The organism is Sphingomonas sp. SORGH_AS_0950, from assembly GCF_030818415.1.
Lineage (GTDB): Bacteria > Pseudomonadota > Alphaproteobacteria > Sphingomonadales > Sphingomonadaceae > Sphingomonas.
This window is the reverse complement of sequence record NZ_JAUTAE010000001.1, coordinates 1,226,665-1,249,459: the sequence shown is the minus strand read 5'-3', so window position 1 is coordinate 1,249,459 and position 22,795 is coordinate 1,226,665. Positions and strand designations below refer to the sequence as shown.

Sequence of the window (22,795 nt, the reverse complement as noted above, 5' to 3'; positions counted from 1 at the left end):
GTATGGTTGTTACAGCTTCCATGAAATCGATGGCGCAAAATGCCAACAAAGCCGCATACGTATTCAATGCGGCCAGATCGGCCTGTTGCATTATTACGACAGGGGTGCTGCTTAACCGATGTGCGCAATGCCGGTATGCAGCAGGGAGAGGAGGAACTGCGCGTCTTGGTAGGCCAGAGAAAGCCCACATCGTTCGACATCGCGCAGCTGGCGGGGGTGTCGCAGCCGACCGTCAGCCGGGCCCTGCGCGGCAGTCCTTCGGTGAGCGCGGCCACGCGCGCCCGGATCGAGGCGATCGCCAAGACGCTGAACTATACCGTCGACCGGGCCGCCTCCAACCTGCGCAGCGGGCAGACGCGGACGCTGGCGCTGTTGCTGTTCCGCGATCCCTCGCCGGGCCGCACGCTGATCAATCCCTTTTTTCTCGGCATGTTGGGCTCGATCATGGAGAGCTGTGCCGAGGTCGGTTACGACCTGCTGGTCTCGTTCCAGAATGTCGAGAACAACTGGCAGGCCGATTATGAGGACAGCCACCGCGCGGATGGGCTGATCCTGCTGGGTTATGGCGACTATGCGGATTATCGCGAGCAGCTGGACCAGCTGGTGGCGCGCGGCACCCATTTCGTGCGCTGGGGATCGGTAACGCCGGACCAGCCGGGGCTGACCATCGGATGCGACAATCATGCGGGCGCGCTGGCCGCGACCCGGCATCTGATCGCGCAAGGCCGACGGCGTATCGCCTTTCTGGGCGACGCGACCGACCATTATCCCGAATTCCACGACCGCTATCGCGGCTATCGCGACGCGCTGGCCGAGGCGGACCTGCCTTGCGACCCCGCGCTTCAGGTCGGCGCGATCTCCAGCGAGGAGGAGGGCGAGCGCGCGGCGCGTGCGCTGCTGGCGCGGGGGCGGGCGTTCGACGGGATCATGGCGGCCAGCGACCTGATCGCGCTCGCCGCGATGCGCGTGCTGGCCGAGGCGGGGATGCGGGTGCCCGCCGATGTGTCGGTGGTCGGCTTCGACGATATTCCCGCCGCCAGCTTCGCGCACCCGCCGCTGACCACCGTGTTGCAGGACGCCTCCGCCGCCGGGCGATTGCTGGTCCGCGCGCTGCTGGCGGAGATTGCGGGCAAGCCGCGTGTCACCGCGCTGCTGCCCGCGACGCTGGTCGTCCGCGGATCGAGCATCCGGCCATAAAGACAAATAAAACAGATGATTGGGACAGGATATGGAGAAGCCGCGTCAGGGCTTTTGGGGCTTGTGGAACACCTCGTTCGGCTTTTTCGGCATCCAGATCGGCTTTGCCCTGCAAAATGCCAATGTCAGCCGCATCTTCCAGTCGCTGGGCACTGCCGAGAAGGACCTGGCGTTTCTGTGGATCGCGGCCCCGCTGACCGGACTGCTCGTCCAGCCGGTGATCGGCCATTATAGCGACCGGACCTGGGGGCGTTTCGGGCGGCGGCGGCCCTATTTCCTGGCGGGGGCGGTGCTGGCGACGCTGGCGCTGGTGGGCATGCCCAATGCCGGTGGGCTGGTCGCGGCGGCGATGCTGCTATGGCTGCTCGACGCGTCGCTCAACGTCTCGATGGAGCCGTTCCGGGCCTTTGTCGGCGACATGCTGCCCGGTCGGCAGCGAACGGCGGGCTATGCCTTCCAGACCGGGTTCATCGGCGCGGGCGCGGTGCTGGGATCGCTGGCGCCGATGGTGCTGACCGATGTCTTCCATGTCGCCAATGTCGCGGGACCGGGCGAGGTGCCCCCCTCGGTGCGCTATGGTTTCTATATCGGCGCGGCGGCGCTGTTCGTCGCGGTGATGTGGACGGTCCTGACCACGCGCGAATATTCGCCCGAACAGATCGCCGCCTTTGCCGATGGCGATGCGCAGCAGGCCACCCATGGCGATGCCCCGCCGTCGCGCGCCATGGGGGCGGCGCCGCTCTGGATCGCGGCCGGGCTGGCGATCGTCGCAGGCGTCGGCTGGCTGGGGCTCGACAAGCCGGTCTATCTGCTGGGCGGCGGGCTGGTCGCCTTCGGCCTGGCGAAGATCGTCAGCGCCGCGCTGGTGCGTAGCGGGCGCGGCGGCAATGCGCTCAGCCAGATCCTCGCCGATCTCGCCGCGATGCCCGCGACGATGAAGCGGCTGGCGCTGGTCCAGTTCTTCACCTGGTCGGCGCTGTTCATCATGTGGATCTATACCACCCCGATCGTCGCCGATCGGGTATTCCATACCAGCGACGCGAGCAGCGCGGCGTTCAACGAGGGTGCGAACTGGGTCGGGGTGCTCTTTGCGGTCTATAGCGGGGTGGCGACGCTCTGGGCTTTCGTCCTGCCCCGGCTGGCGCGGGCGATCGGGCGGCGCAATACGCATGTCCTGGGGTTGCTGTGCGGTGCGGCGGGGTTCGCCTCGTTCCTGGTGATCCGCGACGCCTGGTGGCTGCTCGGCGCGATGGTGCTGGTGGGGATCGCCTGGGCGTCGATCCTGACCATGCCCTATGCGATCCTGTCGGCCGCGCTTCCGGCCGAAAAACTGGGTATCTACATGGGGTTGTTCAACATCTTTATCGTGCTGCCACAGTTGATCGTGTCGTCGGTGATGGGCGCGGTGGTCGGGCATTTCTTTCCCGGCAACCTGGTCTGGGCGATGGCGATCGCGGCGGGGGTCATGGTGCTGGCGGCGGCGGCGATGCTTCGGGTGGCGCGCGACGCCTGATCAGCGGGGCAGGGTGATCGTCGCCGCCAGCCCGCCCTCGGGCCGGTTGGCCAGGCGGATATCGCCCCCCGCCTCGCGCACGATCGACCGCGCCAGCGCCAGCCCCAGCCCGATCCCGCCGGTATCGCGGTTGCGCGAATGTTCCAGCCGGATGAAGGGGTCGAACACCGTCTCCAGCTGGTCGACGGCGATGCCGGGGCCGCGATCGGCGACGATGATCGCGATCCGGTCGGGCAGCGCGTCGATGCGGACATCGGCGCAATGGCCATATTTGACCGCATTCTCGATCAGGTTGCGCACCGCGCGCCGCATCAGCGAGGGCCGCAGCTTCAACCGAAGCCGCCCGCGCTCCTCGAAGCTGACATCCTGCCCCAGGTCATGGAAATCGGCGACCACGGCATCGACCAGCGCGTTCAGGTCGACATCGGTTTCCGCCTCGCTGGGCCGCCCGACGCGCGCGAGCGAGAGGATGTCCTCCAGCGTCTTGTTCATCTCGGCGATGGTATCGGCCATGCGCAGCCGGTCCTGTTCGTCCTCGACCGACTCGATCCGCACGCGCAGCGCCGCCAGCGGGGTGCGCAGGTCGTGGCCGATCGCGCCGAGCATCCGGTCCTTCTCCTCCAGCATTGCGCCGATCCGCAGGCGAAGGGCGTTGAACGCGGCGATCAGCGCCGACACGTCCAGCGGGCCCTGTTCGGGCATGGGCTCACCCTTCTCGCGCGGATCGAAGCCCTCTGCGGCGCGGGTCAGGTCGCGCAAGGGGCGCGAAATGCGACGCCCGATCCAGAGGACGGGCAGCAGGATGACGCCGTAGAGGATCAGCGTCTGCGCGATCAGCCGCCAGACCAGGAACAGGCCGTCATGCGGCCAGAAGGATCGCGTGACCAGCCAGCCGCCGCCCTTGCGCTCGACCGCGATCAGCAATTCCTCGGCGGGGATGCGTCGACGGTCGCCCCGGCGGCGGGGCCAGTCGAAATCCTCCGGGTTGAAGGGGCGCACGCCGGTCACCACCCGGACGACAGGATGGCCGGTCTCGGCGAGCCCGTCGCGGATCAGCGCCTCGACCTCCTTCACGCGCGGCAGGTCGGGGCGGATCGGATTGTTCGCCGAGGCCCGCACCCGCCCGCGATCGGGGGGAAGCGGCTTGCCGCTGGCGGCGCGCTCGATGGCGTCGTTCAGTCGCGCGATGGCGGGGCCGGAGGTCTGTTCGAGCTGAAGGCTGCGCCGCTCGCGCAGCAGCAGCGTGAAGCTGATCGCCTGCGCCACGAACAGCGCGATGGCGAGCAGCAGCGCCATCTGCCCCGCCAATCGACGCGGCCAGAGCCGGACGGTCATCGGCGGGCGGTCACAGGCGGGTGACCTCGGCGGCCAGCGTATAGCCGCCGCCCCAGACCGTCTTGATGATCTCGGGCGATTTGGGATCGGTCTCGATCTTGCGGCGCAGGCGGCTGACCTGGTTGTCGATCGCGCGGTCGAACGCGGCGGCCTCGCGCCCTTGCGTCAGGTCGAGCAGCTGGTCGCGGGTCAGCACCTGGCGCGGGCGGCTGACCAGCGCGAGGAGGAGGTTGTATTCGCCGGTCGACAGCATCACCGACACCCCCTCGCGATCGACCAGCGACCGCTCGCCCGATTTCAGCACCCAGCCCGCAAAGGCATAGGAGCCGCTGTCGGGCGCATGCAGCCGCGCGCCACCGGACTGGGTCCGGCGCAGCACGACCTTGGCGCGGGTCGCCAGTTCGCGCGGCGAGAAGGGCTTCACCACATAATCGTCCGCGCCCATCTCCAGCCCGACGATGCGGTCGGTTTCCTCGGCGCGCGCGGTCAGCAGGATGACCGGCACCTCGCTGGTCGCGGCGATATGGCGGCACAGCGACAGGCCGTCCTCGCCGGGCATCATGATGTCGAGGATGACGAGGTCGATCGCATAGGCGGCCAGCCGCGTCCGGGCCGAGGCGGCATCGCCCGCCTGGGTCACGCGGAAACCCTGTTTGGTCAGATAGACGGCCAGCGGCTCGCGGATCGAACGCTCGTCGTCGACGAGCAGCAAATGCGGCGTATCGGACATGATCTCTGGGTCTAGCATGGCGGGCGCGGCTCGCAAGCGGGGCGGCCGTTGGGAGAATCGGTCGCCCCGCCTGACGGCTCAGTGGTCCTGCGGTGCAGGCTGAGGGGGAGGGGGCAGGTCGCCCGGACGGTCATGGCCGAAGCGGCGGCCGCCGAAACGCGGCGCGGCGGCGCGTTCGGTCGCGTCGATCCTGCCGTCGTGATTGGTGTCCAGCCGGTCGAACATGGCGAGCGCGCGCGCCCGGAACGCATCGGCGGTGATCGGTCCCGGTGCGGGCCGACCGGGACGCTCGCCCTCGGGGCGCTCACCATGGGGGCGGGGCCCTTCGGCGCGGCGCTGCTGCCATTCGGCGCGACGCCGGGCGTGATAGGCCTGCATTTCCTCGGGCGTGACCGTGCCGTCATGATCGGCATCCATGTCGGCGAAGCGCCGGTCGGCGTCGGCGATGGCGGCGGCGCGGGTGATATTGCCGTTCGCGTCGGGGCGCGCGCCCATCATGCCGCCGGGCGGGGGAGGGGGCATGTCGCCTTGGGCATAGGCGGCGGTGCTGCCGAGCAGCGCGGCGAAGGAAAGGCCGATCAGGGTCTTTCGCATGGCGGGAGCATTCCTTCTGGACGGAAGGGCCATTCCCTCCGGTCATGCCCCCTTGTCGCACCGTCCTGTCACCGGATCATGTCGCGCCGCCCGGCATATTGTCGCAAAATGTGCGGAGAGGGCGGGGCGTCAGTCCAGCAGCCGGTCGTCGAACAGGCCGTAGAGGATGGTCGAGGCATAGAGCGCGATCGCATGCGGCCGCTCCATGGTGCTGGCCCATTTGCGCATGTCGAAGGCGGCATTCTGGAGCGCCATCAACGCTTGTGCGGCGATCAGCGCATCGACCGGGCGCATCGAGCCCTCGGCCACCCCGTCCATGATCGTCCCCGCATAGCGGCGGGCGATCCGGTTGGACCGTTCGACCATCGCGGCGCGCTCGTCCCCCGCCAGGCTGGACAGCGCCGAGGTGCGCAGCAGCGGCCCGCGCTCGGCGAACTGGATGTCGAGCAGCGTGGCGATCGCGCTCGACAGCCGGTGCCAGTGGCTGCCCCCCGCCGCATCGGCCAGTTGCTGCGCGCCGGTGATCGTGTCGAAGCTGCGGCGATAACAGGCGGCGACCAGATCGTCCTTGGCGTCGAGATGGTGGTAGAAGCTGCCCTTGGTTACGTTCAGCTCGGACGCGATCCGCTGCACGCTGGCGCCGCGATAGCCGAGCTGGTTGATCAGGCGCGTCGCCGCCAGCAGGAACGCTTCGCGCCCCGGCTCCGACGCGCTGGCCCGGTGCTGTTCCAGGTCGAGCAGGGTGGGGCGCCAGGCCGATCCCCGTGCCGCGACGCCGTGGGTCAGCACGTCGAGCAGCCGCGCCTCCACCCGGTCATATTGGTCGGGTTCGTACCGGCCCAGCCATACGGGCAGCCAGAAGGTGTTTTCGAGCAGGACATGCGCCCGCGCACCGTACAGGTCGGTATGCGCGCGGCTGGCGGGCGCGCCCCACAGGCTGCGCGTGGCGCGGAAGACCTTCTGCCACCCGGCCATCAACCGGCCGCGAATGGGCTCCTCCATCGCGCGCAGGTCCGACAGCACGGCGAAGGGCGTTTCCTCGCCCCGCTCGATCCGCGCCAGCCGGGCCATGTTGATCGAGACATAGCGTGCGACCCGCGCCTGCGGCGTCGGCTCCTCGGCGGCGGTCGCCAGCATCTCCAGCAGCCGCTCGAGCGTGTTCTCGAACGCGGCGGCGGCCAGTTCCTCCTTGCGGCGGAAATAATAGGTGACGCTGGTGGTGTTCAGCCCGACCCGGCGCGCGACATCGGCGAAGGTCATGCCCTTGGCCGACTGTTCGTTGATCGCCTGCGCCGCCGCCGCCAGGATGGCGTCGCGCTTCTGGCGATAGCGTTCGGTATTCAGCCCTTCGCCGACGGGCATCGCGGTCATCGCGTCGAGTTCCTCATGGTCGTGTAACGGGGTCGTGTAATGGCCGATTAGAAGAAAAAGTGTCGCCGGTCATCGCCCTTCTTGCCGTTTCGCGGGGCAGGTGGGGCAGGGGCAACGGCGTTTCCAAAGATCGGGTATGTCCGGCGGGCCTTTAGTCGCGCAACCGGATCAGTCCCTCCTGCGCGACGCTGGCGACCAGTCGGCCCTCGGGCGGTAAAGATGCGCCCCCGGTTGAATCCGCGCGCATGGCCCGCCCAGGGGCTGTCGGTGGTGTAGAGCAGCCACTGGTCGGCACGGAACGGCTCGTGCAGCCACAGCGCGTGGTCCAGGCTGGCGGTCTGCATATTGTCGATCAGCCAGTTCACCCCGTGCGGCAGCGTCGAGGTGCCGAGCAGCGCGAAGTCGCTGGCATAGGCCAGCACCGCCCGGTGCAGCGTCGGGTCGTCGCCGATCGGCGCCACCAGCCGGAACCAGATCGCCTGGGTCGGCTCGCGCGGTTCGGGCTGGAGCAACTGGCGCGGATCGACCGGGCGCAGCTCGATCGGGCGCGGTCGGCTGAGAAAGGCGCGGATTGGTGCGGGAACCCGGTCGCCCAGCGAGGCCAGGAGATCGCGTTCGGATGCCAGACTGTCCGGCATCGGGACATCGGGCATCGCGTCCTGATGGTGCAGCCCGTCCTCTGGCGTCTGGAACGAGCAGGCGAGGTTGAGGATCGGCTTGCCCTTCTGCATCGCGATCACGCGCCGCGTCGCGAAGCTGCGCCCCTCGAAATCCCGCTCGACCCGGTAGATGATCGGATAGCGTTCGTCCCCTGCGCGCATGAAATAGGCGTGGAGCGAATGCGCCGCGCGCGGGGCCTCGGTCGAGCGTTGTGCGGCCTGGAGCGCCTGCGCGATCACCTGTCCGCCAAAGACCCGGCCCTCGCCGCCCGGTCGGCGGGCGCCGCGATACAGATCGGTGTCGATCTCCTCGACGTCGAGCAGGGCGACCAGCCCCCTGGCGAGCGCTTCGGGCGAGGGGGTGGAGGGCTTGGCATGGTCCATCCGTCCTTGATGGATTCCGCTAACGTAAACGTCAATGGAGCGGTGGGCAAAAGATACTATCGCGCCCCTGGGGTGCCCGCTACACAGTTCGCGTCGACGAGAAGATCGGGAGATGGCGATGGAAGTCTTGAATGAAGATGGCGCCTCGGAGCGTGCCGAGCTGCACTTCCTGGCCGCGTTGACCGACGAATTGATGCGGCACCTGATGGATGCGGGTGTGTTGAACCGCACCCAGCTCCAGTCGATCGAGAATGCGGTCGCGGAGCGGACGGGCGGGATTCCCCGCGCCTGGTGACGGCGCCGCCGCCCTTCGTTGGCGGCAGGGCGCGGACCCACGCGCGTCGCATGACACAAACGTCATGAAACGGCGCGGTTAGCGGCTTTTCAGCTTGGGGAAAGCCGCTAACGTGACCGGATGAGTGACGCGCAAGATGACGGGGTCGGCACGGGTCGGCCGGTCGGTGATTCGATCCTGGGGGTGCCGGTCGGCATGGGGCAGCGCGATGCGGTGCGGATCGCGATGCGCCGCGACCGGCTGCTCGCCGGGCTGACCCTGACGGCGGGGGCGGGCTTCATCCTCGCGCTGCCGTTCGCGCTGAAGGAAGGGGCGGAGTTCTTCCTGCCGCTGACCACCGCGCTGGTCATCGCAATCGCGCTGGTGCCGATCCTGGAGTGGCTGGAGCGGCGTCGCGTGCCGTCGCCGCTCGCCGCGCTGCTGTGCGTCCTGCTGTTCCTGGTGGTCGCCAATATCGCGCTGGCGGCGATCGTGGTGCCCGCGACCGACTTCTTCCGCCTGCTGCCCAGCCGGATCGGGCGGATCCAGGACAATCTGGCGCCGCTGCTCGATCTCTATTCCAGCCTCGAACGCTATGTGAACAAGGCGCTGCGGCAGGTCGCCACGACCCCGATCCGCCAGGCGCAGACGGCGGCCGTCTCGCCGCCCAGCTCGATCCTGGAACTGGCGGCGACCTCCGCGCCGGGGCTGATCGTCCAGTTTCTCTTCGGCGTCCTCGTCGTCTTCTTCGTCCTGTCGGGCTGGACCCGGATGCGGCGCGAGACGATTCGCGGGCGGACGAGCTTCGACGGCGCGATGGCCACCGCGCGGGTGATCCAGGACGTGGTCGACGACGTGTCGGCCTATCTGGGCACCATCACCATCATCAACCTGGCGCTGGGCGGTGCGGTGGCGGGGGCGCTGTCGCTGTTCGGCATGCCCTATCCGCTGATGTGGGGCGGTATCGTCGCGCTGCTCAACTATATCCCCTATTTCGGACCGGTGATCGGCGCGCTGCTGCTGGCGGTGGGCGGGCTGATGACGTTCAGCGACATCTGGGTCGCGCTGGCGCCCCCTGCGATCATGTACGGCATGCATCTGGTGGAGGCGAATTTGATCACCCCGCTGATCGTCGGGCACCGCCTGACCATCAGTCCGATCCTGATCCTCGTCTCGCTCAGCTTCTGGGGATGGGTGTGGGGGACGCTGGGCGCGCTGCTGGCGGTGCCGCTGCTCATCATCCTCCAGACCGTGCTCAAGGCGGCGGGCAAACCCGACATTGCGGGCTTCCTGTTCGAGCATGGAACGCTCACCCATCTCGACCGCGACAGCGACCCGGCGGACGTTCCGCAAGAAAAATGAAATGATGCGTTGACAGGTCCGAAACGCTCGCCTAGTTGGCGCGCCTCGACGCTTTCAGCGGGTGTAGCTCAGTTGGTTAGAGCGCCGGCCTGTCACGCCGGAGGTCGCGGGTTCGAGCCCCGTCACTCGCGCCACTCTCCTCGGAGAATGGCTGAAAATATCGAAATCCCCACTAGGGGCCGATGCCGATTTCGGTTGGTATCCCATGGCTTTCAAGCGGGTGTAGCTCAGTTGGTTAGAGCGCCGGCCTGTCACGCCGGAGGTCGCGGGTTCGAGCCCCGTCACTCGCGCCATCCTTCGGGATGGCGCTTTTGTTTTCAGCATAGACATTGCCGATTTGGTTGTGAGCGCAGGGCGTGCGCTTCGACTTCGCCCAGCGCGAACGGGCGTTGGTTTTCGTGGCCGATGGCTTCCCGGAAAACCCGCCTCCTACGCCCATCCCCCCGTTCAGCCTGAGCGAACGAGGTTGGGGAGCGAGGATGCGGTGGCAGGGGCAGGAGGCAGGGCTGGTTCCCTGGCGCCCCCTCAGCCCCGTCCCCCCTCCATCCAGCGCAGCAGCGGCTTCATCGGCGTGATCCACACGATCCCCGCGACGACATAGAAAAGCAGCTGCAACACCCAATGCCACCCCCCGACCACGCCGGACAGGCTGGCGACCAGCATCGCCCAGACGATGATGATCGCGACGATCAGCAGCATTCCGGCGGGTTTGCGCCAACTGGGGGTCATGGGACGATCCATTCCGATTCGGTGGCGATGGCGTGGAGCGGCACGTCCCAGCTGTCGGGCGTCAGTTCTTCGACCTCCTGCACGCTCCAGGCGATGCCGACCCGCCAGGCGTCGGGATGGGCCGCGAAGGCGCGGTCATAATGCCCGGCCCCCTGTCCCAGCCGATTGCCGCGCCGGTCGAAGCCGACCAGCGGCGTCAGGATGATGTCGGGCACGCATTCTGGGGCGTCGGGGGAGGGCTGGTGAAGCCCGAAGGCGCCGATGGCCAGATTTTGCCCCTGCGACCACCGCAGGAAGCGGATCGGGCTCGCCCGGTCCACCACATGGGGCAGCGCGATGGCCGCGCCCGCATGCAGCGCCGCCTCGACCCACAGGGCCGGATCGGCCTCCGACCCCAGCGGGCGATAGGCCGCGACGATCTGTCCGGGCAGCAGCCGGTCGAGAAAGGGGCGTGCCACCGGCAGCAGGCCGGGGCCATGCGCGTCGCGAACCGCCCGCATCCGGGCGCGCAGGGCACGTTTGTCGGTCATATCAGAAGAAAGCGGGTGGCGGGACCGCCATGGCCGTTTGCCGTAATATCCACTGACGCCCAATACGTCAGGTGGGGACCATGTACGTCGGACCAGGGTCCGGGCAGGGACAGCCCCCTTGGATGAAGAATAGCCTCAGGGATTATCGTGGCTCGTACCGGGCAGAGCCCGCCGCCGACCCATGTAGGCGAGGACTCCGCGTTACTCAAGGGCGGCCGTTCCCGGATCGCCCTTCTTCGTCCAGCGCATCGGCCAGCCCTTCCAGCCGCTCGGCGATCCGCGCGAGCGCAGCCTCGCTGACCGCGGCTCCGGCGGGCGGGCGCCGCTCGGCCTCCTCCAGCGCGTCGGCCAGCATCAGCGAGACGAAGAGCAGCGCGCGTTCGCCATTATGCCCGCCCGAGGCGCGCAGCGCGGCCGACCAGCGCTGGTCGAGCATCTGGCCCAGCATCCGGACGCGCGCCTCGCCGCCGTCCTGGCAATAGACGGTGTGCGGACGGTCGCCGACCAGGATCGTCACCTCGGCCATCAGGCGGCGCTCCCCCGGCTGATCACATCGTCCAGCGCGGTGACCGCGTCGGCCATGCGCGCCTTCAGCGCGGCATGACGGCGGGCGAGCGCGTCTTCCTTGGCCGCGCGGGTGCGGATCGCCTGTTCGATCCGGGCGATCGCGCGGTCGATCCGCTCGACGGAGGAGAGGACATCGTCGACAATGGGTTCGGGCATGAATGCGGCTTAGCAGGATGGCTCCATGCGGCAACCCGGAATTGGATCGTCCGGGGCCGAGGGGCGGTTGACAGCGGCCCGATCGGCCCCGAAAGGCGAGCGCGAACGGTGGAATTCGGCGGCACGGGCCGCTACATCCCCCACCGAACCCGGGGCCGGGCGTCCAGCCATCGGCCCGACGTGAAAGACAGGAGATTGCTGGCATGACGGTCAAGGTTGCAATCAATGGCTTCGGCCGCATCGGCCGCCTGGTCGCGCGCGCCATCCTCGAGCGGGGCGGCGACGCGCTGGAACTCGTCGCGATCAACGATCTGGCCGATGCCAAGTCGAACGCCTGGCTGTTCAGCCGCGACAGCGTCCATGGCCGCTATCCGGGCGAGGTGTCGGCCGACGGCAACGACATCGTGATCGACGGCAAGCGCATCCGCGTCACCGCCGAGCGCGATCCGGCGAACCTGCCGCACAAGGAACTGGGCGTCGACCTGGTCCTGGAGTGCACCGGCTTCTTCACCGACAAGGCGTCGTGCGAGAAGCACATCGCGGCGGGCGCGAAGAAGGTGCTGATCTCGGCCCCCGGCAAGAATGTCGACCTGACCGTCGTGTACGGCGTCAACCATGACAAGCTGACCGCCGAGCACACCATCGTCTCGAACGCTTCGTGCACCACCAACTGCCTGGCGCCGGTCGCCAAGGTGCTGAACGACGCGATCGGGATCGAGCGCGGCCTGATGACCACGGTCCACGCCTATACCAACGACCAGAAGATCCTCGACCAGATCCACCCGGACCTGCGTCGCGCCCGCGCCGCCGCCATGTCGATGATCCCGACCACCACGGGTGCTGCCCGCGCGGTGGGCGAGGTCCTGCCGGAACTGAAGGGCAAGCTGGACGGCTCGGCCATCCGCGTGCCGGTGCCCGACGTCAGCCTGGTCGACCTGACCTTCACCCCGGCGCGCGACACGACCAAGGAAGAGGTCAACGCGATCCTGAAGGCGGCGTCGGAAGACGGTCCGCTGAAGGGCGTGCTGGTCTTCTCGGACGAGCCGCTGGTGTCGATCGACCTGATGCACTCGCCGCAGTCCTCGACCGTCGACAGCCTGGAGACGGCGGTGATCGACGGCAAGCTGGTGCGCGTCGTGTCGTGGTACGACAATGAATGGGGCTTCTCGAACCGCATGGTCGACACCGCGACCGCGATGGCGAAGTTCCTCTGATGACGACGGGGCGGGCGATGACCGGGCATCTGGCCGGCATCGCCCGCCATGCCGTACCCAAGGGGCCGATGGAGGTGATCGACACCGCCATCGTCACCCCGGCGGGCGGCGTCGAAGGCGATTGTCGCGGCCGGGTGAAGCCCGGTGGGCGCGGACGGCGTCAGGTGACGCTGATCGAGCGGACCGACTGGGACGCCGCACTCGCCGAGATCGACCGCGATATCCCCTGGCAGGCGCGCCGTGCGAACCTGCTGGTCGAGGATTTCGACCTTCCCCAAATTCCGGGCACCCGGCTGCGTATCGGGCCCGTCCTTCTGGAAATCACCATGGAATGCGATCCGTGCCACCGCATGGACGCGATCGCCGACGGATTGCAGGCGGCCCTCAGGCCCGACTGGCGCGGTGGCGTATGCACCCGCGTGATCGAGGGCGGCACGATCCGCATCGGCGATAACATCAGGATCGAGGAATCATGACCAAGGCCTTCAAGACGCTCGACGATATGGGCGATGTCCAGGGCAAGCGCGTGTTGGTCCGCGAGGATCTGAACGTGCCGATGGCCGATGGCCGCGTGACCGACGACACGCGCCTGCGCGCGACGATCGCGACCGTGACCGAACTGGCCGACAAGGGCGCGATCGTCCTGGTCCTCGCCCATTTCGGCCGCCCCAAGGGGCAGCGTAACCCCGAATATTCGCTGGCGATGCTGACCCAGCCCTATAGCGACGTGCTGGGCCGTCCGGTCCGCTTCATCGACGATGTCGCGGGCGAGGCGGCGGAGGCGGCGGTCGCGACGCTGAACCCCGGCGATATCGCGATCCTGGAAAACACCCGCTTCCACGCGGGCGAGGAGAAGAACGACCCCGAATTGGCGGCGCAGATCGCCAGGCTGGGCGACTTCTACGTCAACGACGCCTTCTCGGCGGCGCACCGCGCGCATGTCTCGACCGAGGGGCTGGCGCGCCAGCTTCCGGCGTTCGCGGGACGCGCGATGGAGGCCGAACTCGACGCGCTGGAAAAGGCGCTGGGCAATCCGCAGCATCCGGTCGCGGCGGTGGTCGGTGGGGCCAAGGTCTCGACCAAGCTCGCCGTGCTCAAGCATCTGGTCGGCAAGGTCGACCACCTCATTATCGGCGGCGGCATGGCCAACACCTTCCTGGCCGCGCGTGGTGTCGATGTGGGCAAGTCGCTGTGCGAGCATGACCTGACCGGCACCGCCGAGGAGATCCTCGACGCCGCCGACAAGGCGGGCTGCACCGTCCACCTGCCCTATGACGTGGTGGTCGCCAATGAGTTCAAGCCGAACCCCGCGACGCGCACCGTCAACGTGCACGAGGTCGCCGTCGACGAGATGATCCTCGACCTCGGCCCCAATGCGGTCGAGGCGCTGGGCGATGTGCTCAAGAACTGCCGCACGCTCGTCTGGAACGGCCCGCTCGGCGCGTTCGAGACGCCGCCCTTCGACATGGCGACGGTCGCGCTCGCCAAGACGGCGGCGGCGCTGACCCAGGACGGCAGCCTCGTCTCGGTCGCGGGCGGTGGCGATACCGTCGCCGCGCTGAACCAGGCGGGCGTGGGGACGCAGTTCAGCTTCGTGTCGACCGCGGGCGGCGCGTTCCTGGAATGGATGGAAGGGCAGGACCTGCCAGGCGTCGCCGCGTTGATCGCGGGGTAATATCGCCGCCCCGGCTGTGCCGGGGTGACGCCGGGAAATTACGACCCCGTCGCCTCTGGCGGCGGGGTTTCTTTCAACAGCGGCACGAGCAGCGCGTTGAGTTCCTGAAGGTCGAACGCGGCGGCCTTGGCGTAGCGGACCCGCCCGCTGCGATCGATGATGTAATTGGTCGGCACCGCGCCCAGCGTGGCATAGGGCCCCTTGATCCGCCGCGCCGATGGCATCGTCATCGCGGCGAACAACGGCTTCAGCCGGTAGAGCGGCAGCGAATCCTCGGTCGCGATCGCAAAGACCTTCAGGCCATGCGGTGCCTGGATGCGATAATATTGGTCGAGCAGCGGCAGTTCCGCCCGACACGGCCCACACCATGTCGCCCAGAAGTTCAGCACGATTACCTGTCCTCGCAAATCCGCCAACCGGACATGGGTGCCGTCGATCAGCGTCAGGTCGAAATCGGGCGCTATGTCGCCGACCTTGGGCGTGGACCTGGCAAGGGTCGGGGACGCAACGGGCGTCACGGCCAGCATCGCGGCCCCTGCGAAGCGCAACCATCTCATCCCAAGACTCCCCCCATCTGCCCCGCATCAGAATGATCGCGCACACTTTATGCCGTCAAGGGCGCTTGATCCGACTTGTCGGACTTGCTACGTTGAACGTGTTAAACGAAGGAATGGCGATGCTCGGCGTTCGTCTCGATACCGAATTGGAAGAGCGGCTGGCGGCCGTCGCGCGGACGCAGGGGCGCAGCAAGAGCGACATCGCGCGCGAGGCGGTGCGGCGCTATGTCGACCTGCATGACGAGGCGTATCGCCGCGAGGCCCGTCGCCAGTCGACTCGCGCGTCGAAGCGCGACACGCCGGAGGATTTCGCCTTCTGGAACGCGCTGGCGCAGGAGGCGGAGGCGTGAAGATTTCGCACGCCGCCATCGTGCTCGCGACGACGGGCGAGGGGGGCGATCACCGCCCGTTCCTGGTCGTCCAGTCCGACCTCTACAACGAGACGCACAATACCATCACCGTCTGTCCGATGACCTCGGTCGTCGGCGGCGAGGCGCTGTTCCGCGTCGCCTTTTCCCCGCGCGAACATACCGGCCTGACCGTCGAGTGCGAGGTGCAGGTGGACAAGATCCTGTCCATCCCGCGCAATCATATCGTCAAACTGCTCGGCCATGCTTCGCCCACCCGGATGGAGCAGGTCGACCAGGCGCTGCGCCGCTGGTTGATGCTCTGACCTATTCCCCGAACCCAATCCGGAGAGAATCGATGACCCCGATCGTGAAGGCCATTCTCGACAAGTACGAAGCCACGCCGGCGGCCGTGAAGGCCAATTTGGCGCGTATCCTGATGCAGGGGCGGCTGGGGGGCACTGGCAAGCTCATCATCCTGCCGGTCGATCAGGGGTTCGAACACGGGCCCGCGCGCAGCTTCGCGGTCAATCCGCCCGCCTATGACCCGCATTACCATTTCCAGCTGGCGATCGATGCCGGGCTGTCGGCCTATGCTGCGCCGCTGGGGATGCTGGAGGCCGGGGCGGATACGTTCGCGGGCCAGATCCCGACCATCCTGAAGATCAACAGCTCGAACAGCTGGGGCACCTCGATCACGCAGGCCGTGACGGGCAGCGTGCAGGACGCGGTGCGGCTGGGCTGCGCGGCGATCGGCTTCACCATCTATCCCGGCTCGGATGGCATTTTTGACGCGATGGACCAGATCGCGATCCTGACGGCCGAAGCGCGCGAGGCGGGGCTAGCCACCGTGATCTGGAGCTATCCGCGCGGCGGCAAGCTGACCAAGGACGGCGAACTGGCGCTCGACGTCGGGGCCTATGCCGCGCATATGGCGGCGCAGCTCGGCGCGCATATCATCAAGGTGAAGCTGCCCACCGACCATATCGAACAGGCCGAGGCCAAGTCCGCCTATGAGGGCACCGACTGGTCCCACCAGGCCGACCGGGTGCGCCACGTCGTCCAGTCCAGCTTTGCGGGCCGTCGCATCGTCGTCTTCTCGGGCGGCGCGGCCAAGGGGGCGGACGCCGTCTATCAGGATGCGCGCGACATTCGCGACGGCGGCGGCAACGGCTCGATCATCGGCCGCAACACCTTCCAGCGTCCGCGCGACGAGGCGCTGGCGATGCTCGACAAGCTGGTCGCGATCTACAAGAACGAGGAATAAGTTCTTGGCAGGCTTGGGCGTTCCGGTTGGGGAACCGGGACGCCCATTCCACCATGCGCCGCCCCCAGGTGACGGACGCCGCGTCACGCGCTAGGGGGACAGGCATGACGCTTGAAGACGATCCCCTCGGCCCGCTCGATCCCGAATTCGCCAGCGCCTTCGTGCGCGACATGCGGCGGCCGCCATGCCAACTCTATCTGATCTCGCCACTCGACGTCGCCGGGGCATTCCCCGACCGTCTGGCGCGCGCGCTCGACGCGGGGCCGGTCGCGGCGTTCCAGCTCCGCGTGAAGGACATGGACCAGCACGCCGCCGCCAAGCTCGCCGAGCCGCTCCAGCGTATCTGCGCGGACCGCGAGGTGGCCTTCATCGTCAATGACAGCATCAGCCTGGCCAAGCGGCTCGGCGCGGATGGCGTCCATCTGGGGCAGGAGGATGGCGACGCGCGCGAGGCGCGTGACGTGTTGGGCCCGACGGTGCAGATCGGTATGACCTGTCACGACAGCCGCCACTTGGCGATGGAAGCGGGCGAGGCGGGCGCGGACTATGTCGCGTTCGGCGCCTTCTACCCGACCACGACCAAGGAAACGACGCACCGGCCGGAACCGGTCGTCCTGTCTTGGTGGTCGACGCTGTTCGAGCTGCCCTGCGTCGCGATCGGCGGGATCACCCCGGCCAATGCCGCGCCGCTGGTCCGGGCGGGGGCCGATTTCCTCGCCGTGTCGGGCGCGGTGTGGAACGGCGACGAGGCCGCCGCGGTGAAGGCCTTTGCCGAAGTGCTGAAATAATATCCCCGCTTCGCCCCCACCCTCTGGCGGGGGCGAAGGGTGGTCGAGAACCCTCCCATCCGTTGCGCTTCGGAAACAAGCGTCCCTCCTCGCGTTTGCTTGGGGATGGGCGGCCGGATGCGAAGGAGGGGGCATGAAGCAGAGCGGGGGCAGGGGGCCGTTATCGCGCTTCGGCTGGGTGATGCTGGCGCTGATCGTGATCGGGGTCGGCGGCTTCCTTTCGATGCTGTCCTTCGGGCCGGGCCGGGTGGTGGTGCCCGAGGTCGCGGCCCCCGCCCGCCAGGCGGTGGCGGGCAGTTCGGCGGCGCTGGCCATGCCGATCGCGCATTATCCGCTGGGGTCGCTGCATCATGACTGGGGCGATCCGCGCGAAGGCGGCAAGCGCAAGCATGAGGGGATCGACCTGATCGCCCCCGCCGGAACCCCGGTCGTCGCGGCGCTGGCCGGCACGATCGAGAAGCTGTTCGACAGCGATCGCGGCGGGCATACCCTTTATATCCGCTCGCGCGACGGCCGCTGGAGCCTCTATTACGCGCACCTCCGGGGCTATGCGGCGGGCATCGCGGAAGGCGCGCCGGTTCGCCAGGGGCAGGTGATCGGCTATGTCGGCGACAGCGGCAATGCCGGGGCGGGCAACACCCATCTCCATTTCGCGATCAGCTGGATGCGCGCCGGGGACGGCTGGTGGCAGGGCGAGCCGGTCGATCCCTATCCGCTGCTTGCCGGAAAGACCGCTTCGAGCTAAGGCAGGCCACACGGACTGCCGTGCGGCGCCACGCCCCGGCATCCTTTGCTCTTTCCAGCAGGTTGAAGACCCATGAAGATCAGCGGCGTGGACATTCGTCCCGGCAACATCATCGAGTATGAAGGCGGCATCTGGCGCGCCGTGAAGATTCAGCACACCCAGCCCGGCAAGGGCGGTGCGTATATGCAGGTCGAGATGAAGAACCTCATCGACGGCCGCAAGACGAACGTCCGCTTCCGCTCCGCCGAGACGGTCGAGCGCGTCCGCCTTGACACCAAGGACTTCCAGTTCCTGTTCGCCGAGGGTGACGACCTGACCTTCATGGACAAGGAAAGCTATGAGCAGATCACGCTGCCGCGCGACCTGCTGGGCGACGCCGCCGCGTTCCTTCAGGACGGCATGGACGTCGTGATGGAACTGCACGAGGAAAAGCCGATCTCGGTCCAGCTTCCCGACCAGATCGAAGCCACCATCGTCGAGGCCGACGCGGTGGTGAAGGGGCAGACCGCCTCCTCGTCGTACAAGCCCGCCATCCTCGACAATGGCGTCCGCGTGATGGTGCCGCCGCACATCGCCAGCGGCACGCGCATCGTCGTCGACGTGTACGAACAGACCTACGTCCGCCGCGCGGACTAATCGGTATCGGCGGATGACCGGCGCGGCTTGAGCGCGACACCGTCATCCGCCGACCCGGCCCGTCGTTCGCGGCGGGCCTTTTCACTTCCAGCGCCCGAGATGCAGAGGCGCGACCGAAAGGACGATCATGGCCTCGCACTCCGGGCTTCTCACCATCATGGAACGCGCCGCGCGCAAGGCCGCGCCGCGTCTTCGCCGCGACTTCAACGAGGTCCAGCACCTCCAGGTCAGCCGCAAGGGGCCCGCCGACTTCGTGTCGATGGCCGACAAGCGCGCCGAGGAAACCGTCTTCGAGGAACTGAAGAAGGCGCGTCCCGACTGGAACTTCCTCATGGAGGAGGGCGGTGAGATCAAGGGCGATCCGTCCAAGCCGCGCTTCATCATCGATCCGCTCGACGGCACCTCGAACTTCCTGCACGGCATCCCGCACTTCGCCATCTCGATCGCGGTCGAGGAGCCGCTGGCGAACGGCAAGCGCGAGGTGACGACCGGCCTGATCTATCAGCCGCTGACCGACGAGAGCTTCTGGGCCGAAAAGGGCCGGGGCGCCTGGTTGCAGGACGGCCGCCTGCGCGTGTCGTCGCGCCGCGATCTGTCGGAGGCGCTGATCGCCACCGGCATCCCGTTCCTGGGGCATGGCGATTTCGTCCAATGGAGCCGCATTTTCGGTGCGATCGCGCCGCAGGTCGCCGGTATCCGCCGCTTCGGCTCGGCCGCGCTCGACCTCGCCTGGGTCGCCGCCGGTCGTTACGACGGTTTCTGGGAGTCGGGCCTGAAGCCCTGGGACGCGGCGGCGGGCATGCTGCTGGTGCGAGAAGCGGGCGGTTTCGTCAGCGACTTCCGCGGTTCGGACAAGTCGCTCGAGCGCGGCGAGTATCTGGCGGCCAATGAGGGCCTGCATTCCAAGCTGCACAAGCTGCTGGCCAACGCGCTGCGTTAAGAATTTGGTGGGATTTGAACGCAAGGGGCCATGCCTCTTGCGTTCAAGCCACTGAATTACCATCTGAAAATCTGAGGATGAGGGCGGGTGAGGGCGTTCACTTGCGATTCATTCTCATGCCTCCGCTGGCTTGCTCCGGCCGACCCATCGGCCTAAAGCCAATCGCATCCAGTTCCGCATCTGCGAGAGAAAAACTTGGTCGATCTGTCGCAATATCTGCCGATCCTCCTGTTCCTGGGCGTTGCCCTGGTTCTGTCGACGGCCTTCGTGTTTCTGCCGATGCTCGTGGCGCGCCTGACGGGTGCCCATAAGCCCAACGAGCAGAAGCTGTCCGAATATGAATGCGGCTTCCCCGCGTTCGAAGACCCGCGCAGCCAGTTCGACGTGCGTTTCTATCTCGTCGCGATCCTGTTCATCGTCTTCGATCTGGAAGCGGCGTTTCTGTACCCCTGGGCGGTCAGCGTGTTCAGCCTCGGCTGGACCGCCTGGTTTTCGATGATGATCTTCATCGGCGAGCTCGCGCTGGGTCTCGTCTATGCGTGGAAGAAGGGAGCGTTGGATTGGGAGTAAATCTTCACTCCGGTCCGGTTGAGTTCAAGCCGCAGGCCCATGGCGGACCCGCCCATGATGGCCAGGCCGTCATTCAGCCCGATCAGGGCTTTTTCGACGGGCTGAACGGCGAGCTGACCGACAAGGGCTTCCTCGTCACCTCGACCGAGGAGCTGTTCCAGTGGGCGCGCACCGGCTCGCTCTGGTGGATGACCTTCGGTCTGGCGTGCTGCGCGGTGGAGATGATCCACGTGAACATGCCGCGTTACGATCTGGAGCGCTTCGGCGCCGCGCCGCGCGCCTCTCCGCGCCAGTCGGACGTGATGATCGTGGCGGGCACGCTGTGCAACAAGATGGCCCCGGCGCTGCGTCGTGTGTACGACCAGATGTCGAACCCGAAATACGTCATCTCGATGGGCAGCTGCGCCAATGGCGGCGGCTATTACCATTACAGCTATTCGGTGGTGCGCGGCTGTGACCGGATCGTGCCCGTGGACATCTATGTCCCCGGCTGCCCGCCGACCGCCGAGGCGCTGCTGTACGGCGTGATGCAGTTGCAGCGGAAGATCCGCCGTGCCGGGAGCATCGAACGGTGAGGGCGCCTGCTCCCCGTTTCGCCGCGAACGACGGCGTGATCGACGCGGCGCGCGCCGCACTCGGCCCCTGGCTGCTCGACGCGCGCGAGCATGTCGGCGAGGTCGCGCTGGTCGTCGACCGTGCGAATCTGGTCCCCGCGATGATCGCCCTGCGCGACACCAAGGGGCTGGAATATCAGCAGTTGATGGAGATTGCGGGCGTCGACTATCCGGAGCGCGACGAGCGTTTCGAGGTGGTCTATTGCCTGTTGTCGCTGACCCGCAACCACCGCCTGCACGTCCATGTCTCGACCGACGAGGACAAGCCGGTGCCGTCGGTGACGGGCCTGTGGCCGGTCGCGGGCTGGCTGGAGCGTGAGGTCTATGACCTGTACGGCGTGCTGTTCTCAGGGAATAGCGACCTGCGTCGCATCCTGACCGATTACGGCTTCCGCGGCCATCCGCTGCGCAAGGACTTCCCGCTGACCGGCTATACCGAGCTGCGTTACTCGGAAGAAGAGAAGCGCGTCGTCTATGAGCCGGTGAAGCTGGCGCAGGACTTCCGCAACTTCGACTTCCAGAGCCCGTGGGAAGGCGCCGAATATGTGCTTCCCGGCGACGAGAAGGGCGCGCAGCCCGAAGGCAAGGGCGCGCAGACCCCGGCCAGCGCCGATGCGGTCAAGAAGGCCGGTGCCGAACCGGACAAGACCGCCGCGCCGCGTGCCGCCGATGTGAAGACTACCGAAAGCCCCAAGCAGACGGGCGCGGGCGAACCGCATCCGGGCAACAAGGCCGAGGGCAAGCCCCAGGATCCGGACGTCGTGCCGGGCAAGGGTGGAGGACAGAATCAGTGAGCGACTACGTCGACGAACTGCTCCACAAGACCGACGCCGTCGACCCGACCACGGGCGACGTGTCGATCCAGAACTATACGATCAACTTCGGCCCGCAGCATCCGGCGGCGCACGGCGTGCTTCGCCTCGTCATGGAGCTGGACGGCGAGATCGTCGAGCGGGTCGATCCGCATGTCGGCCTGCTGCATCGCGGCACCGAGAAGCTGATCGAGTACAAGACCTATTCGCAGGCGCTGCCCTATTTCGACCGCCTCGATTACTGCTCGCCGATGTGCATGGAGCACAGCTATGTGCTCGCGGTCGAGAAGCTGCTCGACCTGGAAGTGCCGCTGCGCGCGCAATATCTGCGGACGTTCTTCGCCGAGCTGACGCGCATCTCGAACCACATGCTCAACATCGGCAGCCACGTCATGGACGTCGGCGCGATGACGCCGAACCTGTGGCTGTTCGAAATTCGCGAAGACTGCATGAACTTCTATGAGCGGGCCTCGGGCGCGCGCATGCACGCGAATTACTTCCGCGTCGGCGGCGTCCACCAGGACGTGCCGCTCAAGCTGCTGACCGATATCGCCGACTGGCTCGACACCCGTCTGCCGCAGCTTTTCGAGGATGCGATCGGCCTCGTCGCCAACAACCGCATCTTCAAGCAGCGCAACGTCGACATCGCGGTGGTCAACCGCGAGGACGCGATCAAGTGGGGCTTCTCCGGCCCGATGATCCGCGGCTCGGGCATTCCGTGGGACCTGCGCAAGTCGCAGCCCTATGACGCCTATGACAAGGTCGACTTCGACGTGCCGGTGGGCACCAGCGGCGACTGCTATGACCGGTTCATGGTGCGCGTCGAGGAAGTGCGCCAGTCGGCCCGGATCATGAAGCAGTGCCTGGCGCAGATGCCCGAAGGCCCCGTGCTGGCCAGCGATCGCAAGGTCGCACCGCCCAAGCGCGGTGAGATGAAGCGCTCGATGGAGGCGCTGATCCACCACTTCAAGCTCTATACCGAAGGGTATCACGTCCCTGCCGGTGAGGTGTATGTCGCGACCGAAAGCCCCAAGGGCGAGTTCGGCGTGTATCTCGTCTCCGACGGATCGAACAAACCCTATCGCTGCAAGATCCGGCCGACCGCGTTCAGCCATCTCCAGGCCATGGAATTCATGTCCAAGGGGCATATGCTGGCCGACACGACCGCGATCCTGGGCGCGATGGACATCGTGTTCGGGGAGTGCGACCGTTGAGCGGAGTCGACACCG

The 22,795-nt window shown here is 67.3% G+C and carries 27 protein-coding genes, 2 tRNA genes and 1 pseudogene; 20 read left to right on the top strand and 10 right to left on the bottom strand.

The window, feature by feature from the left end:
• Window positions 1-165 precede the first annotated feature (165 nt).
• Together QE385_RS05300 and QE385_RS05295 are read left to right on the top strand one after the other, a co-directional pair.
• Complete coding sequence (locus QE385_RS05300; protein ID WP_307099756.1) at window positions 166-1,197, top strand: LacI family DNA-binding transcriptional regulator; 1,032 nt, start codon at window positions 166-168, stop codon at window positions 1,195-1,197.
• A 31-nt stretch (window positions 1,198-1,228) separates the two neighbouring features.
• Window positions 1,229-2,710, top strand: coding sequence for an MFS transporter (locus tag QE385_RS05295; protein ID WP_307099755.1), 1,482 nt, complete (start codon window positions 1,229-1,231; stop codon window positions 2,708-2,710).
• On the opposite strand, the gene QE385_RS05290 is transcribed toward QE385_RS05295, so the two are convergent.
• From QE385_RS05290 to QE385_RS05270, 5 genes and pseudogenes are all read right to left on the bottom strand, one after another.
• Entirely contained in the window at window positions 2,711-4,045 is a 1,335-nt protein-coding gene (locus tag QE385_RS05290) for an ATP-binding protein (RefSeq protein ID WP_307099753.1), read from the bottom strand.
• Between the two features lie 10 nt (window positions 4,046-4,055).
• Window positions 4,056-4,775, bottom strand: coding sequence for a response regulator (locus QE385_RS05285; protein ID WP_307099751.1), 720 nt, complete (start codon window positions 4,773-4,775; stop codon window positions 4,056-4,058).
• Between the two features lie 78 nt (window positions 4,776-4,853).
• Entirely contained in the window at window positions 4,854-5,369 is a 516-nt protein-coding gene (locus tag QE385_RS05280; RefSeq protein ID WP_307099749.1) for a ca2+ sensor protein, read from the bottom strand.
• 129 nt (window positions 5,370-5,498) lie between these two features.
• Window positions 5,499-6,740: a TetR/AcrR family transcriptional regulator gene (locus QE385_RS05275; protein WP_307099747.1), complete on the bottom strand. Its 1,242-nt coding sequence runs from the start codon at window positions 6,738-6,740 to the stop codon at window positions 5,499-5,501.
• Window positions 6,741-6,891: 151 nt separating this feature from the next.
• Window positions 6,892-7,783 (bottom strand): annotated as a pseudogene (locus tag QE385_RS05270) (acyl-CoA thioesterase).
• 118 nt (window positions 7,784-7,901) lie between these two features.
• Between QE385_RS05270 and QE385_RS05265 the strand changes: the two are divergent.
• From QE385_RS05265 to QE385_RS05250, 4 genes are all read left to right on the top strand, one after another.
• A complete protein-coding gene (locus QE385_RS05265; RefSeq protein WP_307099746.1) occupies window positions 7,902-8,078 on the top strand; it encodes a hypothetical protein in 177 nt (58 codons plus the stop codon).
• Window positions 8,079-8,273: 195 nt separating this feature from the next.
• Window positions 8,274-9,419 (top strand): AI-2E family transporter, encoded by a 1,146-nt coding sequence (locus QE385_RS05260; protein ID WP_307104572.1) that lies wholly within the window; start codon window positions 8,274-8,276, stop codon window positions 9,417-9,419.
• Window positions 9,420-9,476: 57 nt separating this feature from the next.
• A tRNA-Asp gene (locus tag QE385_RS05255) sits at window positions 9,477-9,553 on the top strand.
• An 82-nt stretch (window positions 9,554-9,635) separates the two neighbouring features.
• Window positions 9,636-9,712 (top strand) — tRNA-Asp (locus QE385_RS05250).
• 232 nt (window positions 9,713-9,944) lie between these two features.
• Here QE385_RS05250 and QE385_RS05245 read toward each other — a convergent pair.
• From QE385_RS05245 to QE385_RS05230, 4 genes are all read right to left on the bottom strand, one after another.
• Window positions 9,945-10,148, bottom strand: coding sequence for a DUF2842 domain-containing protein (locus QE385_RS05245; RefSeq protein ID WP_307099744.1), 204 nt, complete (start codon window positions 10,146-10,148; stop codon window positions 9,945-9,947).
• Window positions 10,145-10,678, bottom strand: coding sequence for a 5-formyltetrahydrofolate cyclo-ligase (locus QE385_RS05240; protein WP_307099743.1), 534 nt, complete (start codon window positions 10,676-10,678; stop codon window positions 10,145-10,147). The genes QE385_RS05245 and QE385_RS05240 overlap by 4 nt, the downstream gene beginning before the upstream one ends.
• A 205-nt stretch (window positions 10,679-10,883) precedes the next feature.
• Window positions 10,884-11,204, bottom strand: coding sequence for a cell division protein ZapA (locus QE385_RS05235; protein WP_307099741.1), 321 nt, complete (start codon window positions 11,202-11,204; stop codon window positions 10,884-10,886).
• A complete protein-coding gene (locus QE385_RS05230) occupies window positions 11,204-11,401 on the bottom strand; it encodes a hypothetical protein (protein ID WP_307099739.1) in 198 nt (65 codons plus the stop codon). The genes QE385_RS05235 and QE385_RS05230 overlap by 1 nt, the downstream gene beginning before the upstream one ends.
• Before the next feature lie 203 nt (window positions 11,402-11,604).
• On the opposite strand from QE385_RS05230, the gene gap reads away from it, so the two are divergent.
• From gap to pgk, 3 genes are read left to right on the top strand one after another with little or no spacing between them, the layout of a single operon-like run.
• The gene (gap, locus tag QE385_RS05225) at window positions 11,605-12,615 is read left to right on the top strand and encodes a type I glyceraldehyde-3-phosphate dehydrogenase (protein WP_307099737.1); all 1,011 of its coding nucleotides are present in this window, start codon (window positions 11,605-11,607) and stop codon (window positions 12,613-12,615) included.
• The gene (locus QE385_RS05220; RefSeq protein ID WP_307099735.1) at window positions 12,615-13,091 is read left to right on the top strand and encodes an MOSC domain-containing protein; all 477 of its coding nucleotides are present in this window, start codon (window positions 12,615-12,617) and stop codon (window positions 13,089-13,091) included. Before gap ends, QE385_RS05220 begins: the two co-directional genes overlap by 1 nt.
• Entirely contained in the window at window positions 13,088-14,290 is a 1,203-nt protein-coding gene (gene pgk / locus QE385_RS05215) for a phosphoglycerate kinase (RefSeq protein WP_307099734.1), read from the top strand. The genes QE385_RS05220 and pgk overlap by 4 nt, the downstream gene beginning before the upstream one ends.
• Before the next feature lie 38 nt (window positions 14,291-14,328).
• Here the strand turns inward: pgk and QE385_RS05210 are convergent, their stop codons facing one another.
• Window positions 14,329-14,847, bottom strand: a complete 519-nt coding sequence (locus QE385_RS05210; protein WP_373424635.1) for a TlpA family protein disulfide reductase — start codon at window positions 14,845-14,847, stop codon at window positions 14,329-14,331.
• 119 nt (window positions 14,848-14,966) lie between these two features.
• On the opposite strand from QE385_RS05210, the gene QE385_RS05205 reads away from it, so the two are divergent.
• The 11 genes from QE385_RS05205 (at window position 14,967) to QE385_RS05155 (ending at window position 22,780) form a co-directional block, all read left to right on the top strand.
• Entirely contained in the window at window positions 14,967-15,197 is a 231-nt protein-coding gene (locus tag QE385_RS05205) for a ribbon-helix-helix protein, CopG family (protein WP_307099731.1), read from the top strand.
• Entirely contained in the window at window positions 15,194-15,520 is a 327-nt protein-coding gene (locus tag QE385_RS05200) for a type II toxin-antitoxin system PemK/MazF family toxin (protein WP_261268150.1), read from the top strand. The genes QE385_RS05205 and QE385_RS05200 overlap by 4 nt, the downstream gene beginning before the upstream one ends.
• 32 nt (window positions 15,521-15,552) lie before the next feature.
• Window positions 15,553-16,461: a class I fructose-bisphosphate aldolase gene (locus QE385_RS05195; protein ID WP_307099728.1), complete on the top strand. Its 909-nt coding sequence runs from the start codon at window positions 15,553-15,555 to the stop codon at window positions 16,459-16,461.
• A 104-nt stretch (window positions 16,462-16,565) separates the two neighbouring features.
• Window positions 16,566-17,249, top strand: coding sequence for a thiamine phosphate synthase (gene thiE, locus QE385_RS05190; RefSeq protein ID WP_307099726.1), 684 nt, complete (start codon window positions 16,566-16,568; stop codon window positions 17,247-17,249).
• Between the two features lie 133 nt (window positions 17,250-17,382).
• Window positions 17,383-17,994, top strand: coding sequence for a M23 family metallopeptidase (locus QE385_RS05185; RefSeq protein WP_307099724.1), 612 nt, complete (start codon window positions 17,383-17,385; stop codon window positions 17,992-17,994).
• 72 nt (window positions 17,995-18,066) lie between these two features.
• Window positions 18,067-18,630: an elongation factor P gene (gene efp / locus QE385_RS05180; protein WP_007403968.1), complete on the top strand. Its 564-nt coding sequence runs from the start codon at window positions 18,067-18,069 to the stop codon at window positions 18,628-18,630.
• Window positions 18,631-18,757: 127 nt separating this feature from the next.
• Entirely contained in the window at window positions 18,758-19,570 is an 813-nt protein-coding gene (locus tag QE385_RS05175; RefSeq protein WP_056438117.1) for an inositol monophosphatase family protein, read from the top strand.
• 195 nt (window positions 19,571-19,765) lie between these two features.
• On the top strand, window positions 19,766-20,140 hold the full coding sequence (ndhC, locus tag QE385_RS05170) for an NADH-quinone oxidoreductase subunit A (RefSeq protein ID WP_307099722.1): 375 nt from the start codon (window positions 19,766-19,768) through the stop codon (window positions 20,138-20,140).
• Entirely contained in the window at window positions 20,131-20,715 is a 585-nt protein-coding gene (locus tag QE385_RS05165; RefSeq protein ID WP_373424634.1) for an NADH-quinone oxidoreductase subunit B family protein, read from the top strand. Before ndhC ends, QE385_RS05165 begins: the two co-directional genes overlap by 10 nt.
• Window positions 20,712-21,548 carry an NADH-quinone oxidoreductase subunit C gene (locus QE385_RS05160; RefSeq protein ID WP_307099719.1) on the top strand — a complete coding sequence of 279 codons (837 nt, stop codon included), beginning with the start codon at window positions 20,712-20,714 and terminating at the stop codon, window positions 21,546-21,548. The genes QE385_RS05165 and QE385_RS05160 overlap by 4 nt, the downstream gene beginning before the upstream one ends.
• Window positions 21,545-22,780 carry an NADH-quinone oxidoreductase subunit D gene (locus QE385_RS05155; protein WP_307099718.1) on the top strand — a complete coding sequence of 412 codons (1,236 nt, stop codon included), beginning with the start codon at window positions 21,545-21,547 and terminating at the stop codon, window positions 22,778-22,780. The genes QE385_RS05160 and QE385_RS05155 overlap by 4 nt, the downstream gene beginning before the upstream one ends.
• The last annotated feature ends 15 nt before the right edge of the window (window positions 22,781-22,795 follow it).

Coding starts and splice junctions, on each gene's coding strand:
- QE385_RS05295 (WP_307099755.1), top strand. CDS start 1,229: ATGGAGAAGCCGCGTCAGGGCTTTTGGGGCTTGTGGAACACCTCGTTC.
- QE385_RS05290 (WP_307099753.1), bottom strand. CDS start 4,045: ATGACCGTCCGGCTCTGGCCGCGTCGATTGGCGGGGCAGATGGCGCTG.
- QE385_RS05285 (WP_307099751.1), bottom strand. CDS start 4,775: ATGTCCGATACGCCGCATTTGCTGCTCGTCGACGACGAGCGTTCGATC.
- QE385_RS05280 (WP_307099749.1), bottom strand. CDS start 5,369: ATGCGAAAGACCCTGATCGGCCTTTCCTTCGCCGCGCTGCTCGGCAGC.
- QE385_RS05275 (WP_307099747.1), bottom strand. CDS start 6,740: ATGACCGCGATGCCCGTCGGCGAAGGGCTGAATACCGAACGCTATCGC.
- QE385_RS05265 (WP_307099746.1), top strand. CDS start 7,902: ATGGAAGTCTTGAATGAAGATGGCGCCTCGGAGCGTGCCGAGCTGCAC.
- QE385_RS05260 (WP_307104572.1), top strand. CDS start 8,274: ATGGGGCAGCGCGATGCGGTGCGGATCGCGATGCGCCGCGACCGGCTG.
- QE385_RS05245 (WP_307099744.1), bottom strand. CDS start 10,148: ATGACCCCCAGTTGGCGCAAACCCGCCGGAATGCTGCTGATCGTCGCG.
- QE385_RS05240 (WP_307099743.1), bottom strand. CDS start 10,678: ATGACCGACAAACGTGCCCTGCGCGCCCGGATGCGGGCGGTTCGCGAC.
- QE385_RS05235 (WP_307099741.1), bottom strand. CDS start 11,204: ATGGCCGAGGTGACGATCCTGGTCGGCGACCGTCCGCACACCGTCTAT.
- QE385_RS05230 (WP_307099739.1), bottom strand. CDS start 11,401: ATGCCCGAACCCATTGTCGACGATGTCCTCTCCTCCGTCGAGCGGATC.
- gap (WP_307099737.1), top strand. CDS start 11,605: ATGACGGTCAAGGTTGCAATCAATGGCTTCGGCCGCATCGGCCGCCTG.
- QE385_RS05220 (WP_307099735.1), top strand. CDS start 12,615: ATGACGACGGGGCGGGCGATGACCGGGCATCTGGCCGGCATCGCCCGC.
- pgk (WP_307099734.1), top strand. CDS start 13,088: ATGACCAAGGCCTTCAAGACGCTCGACGATATGGGCGATGTCCAGGGC.
- QE385_RS05210 (WP_373424635.1), bottom strand. CDS start 14,847: ATGAGATGGTTGCGCTTCGCAGGGGCCGCGATGCTGGCCGTGACGCCC.
- QE385_RS05205 (WP_307099731.1), top strand. CDS start 14,967: ATGCTCGGCGTTCGTCTCGATACCGAATTGGAAGAGCGGCTGGCGGCC.
- QE385_RS05195 (WP_307099728.1), top strand. CDS start 15,553: ATGACCCCGATCGTGAAGGCCATTCTCGACAAGTACGAAGCCACGCCG.
- thiE (WP_307099726.1), top strand. CDS start 16,566: ATGACGCTTGAAGACGATCCCCTCGGCCCGCTCGATCCCGAATTCGCC.
- QE385_RS05185 (WP_307099724.1), top strand. CDS start 17,383: ATGAAGCAGAGCGGGGGCAGGGGGCCGTTATCGCGCTTCGGCTGGGTG.
- efp (WP_007403968.1), top strand. CDS start 18,067: ATGAAGATCAGCGGCGTGGACATTCGTCCCGGCAACATCATCGAGTAT.
- QE385_RS05175 (WP_056438117.1), top strand. CDS start 18,758: ATGGCCTCGCACTCCGGGCTTCTCACCATCATGGAACGCGCCGCGCGC.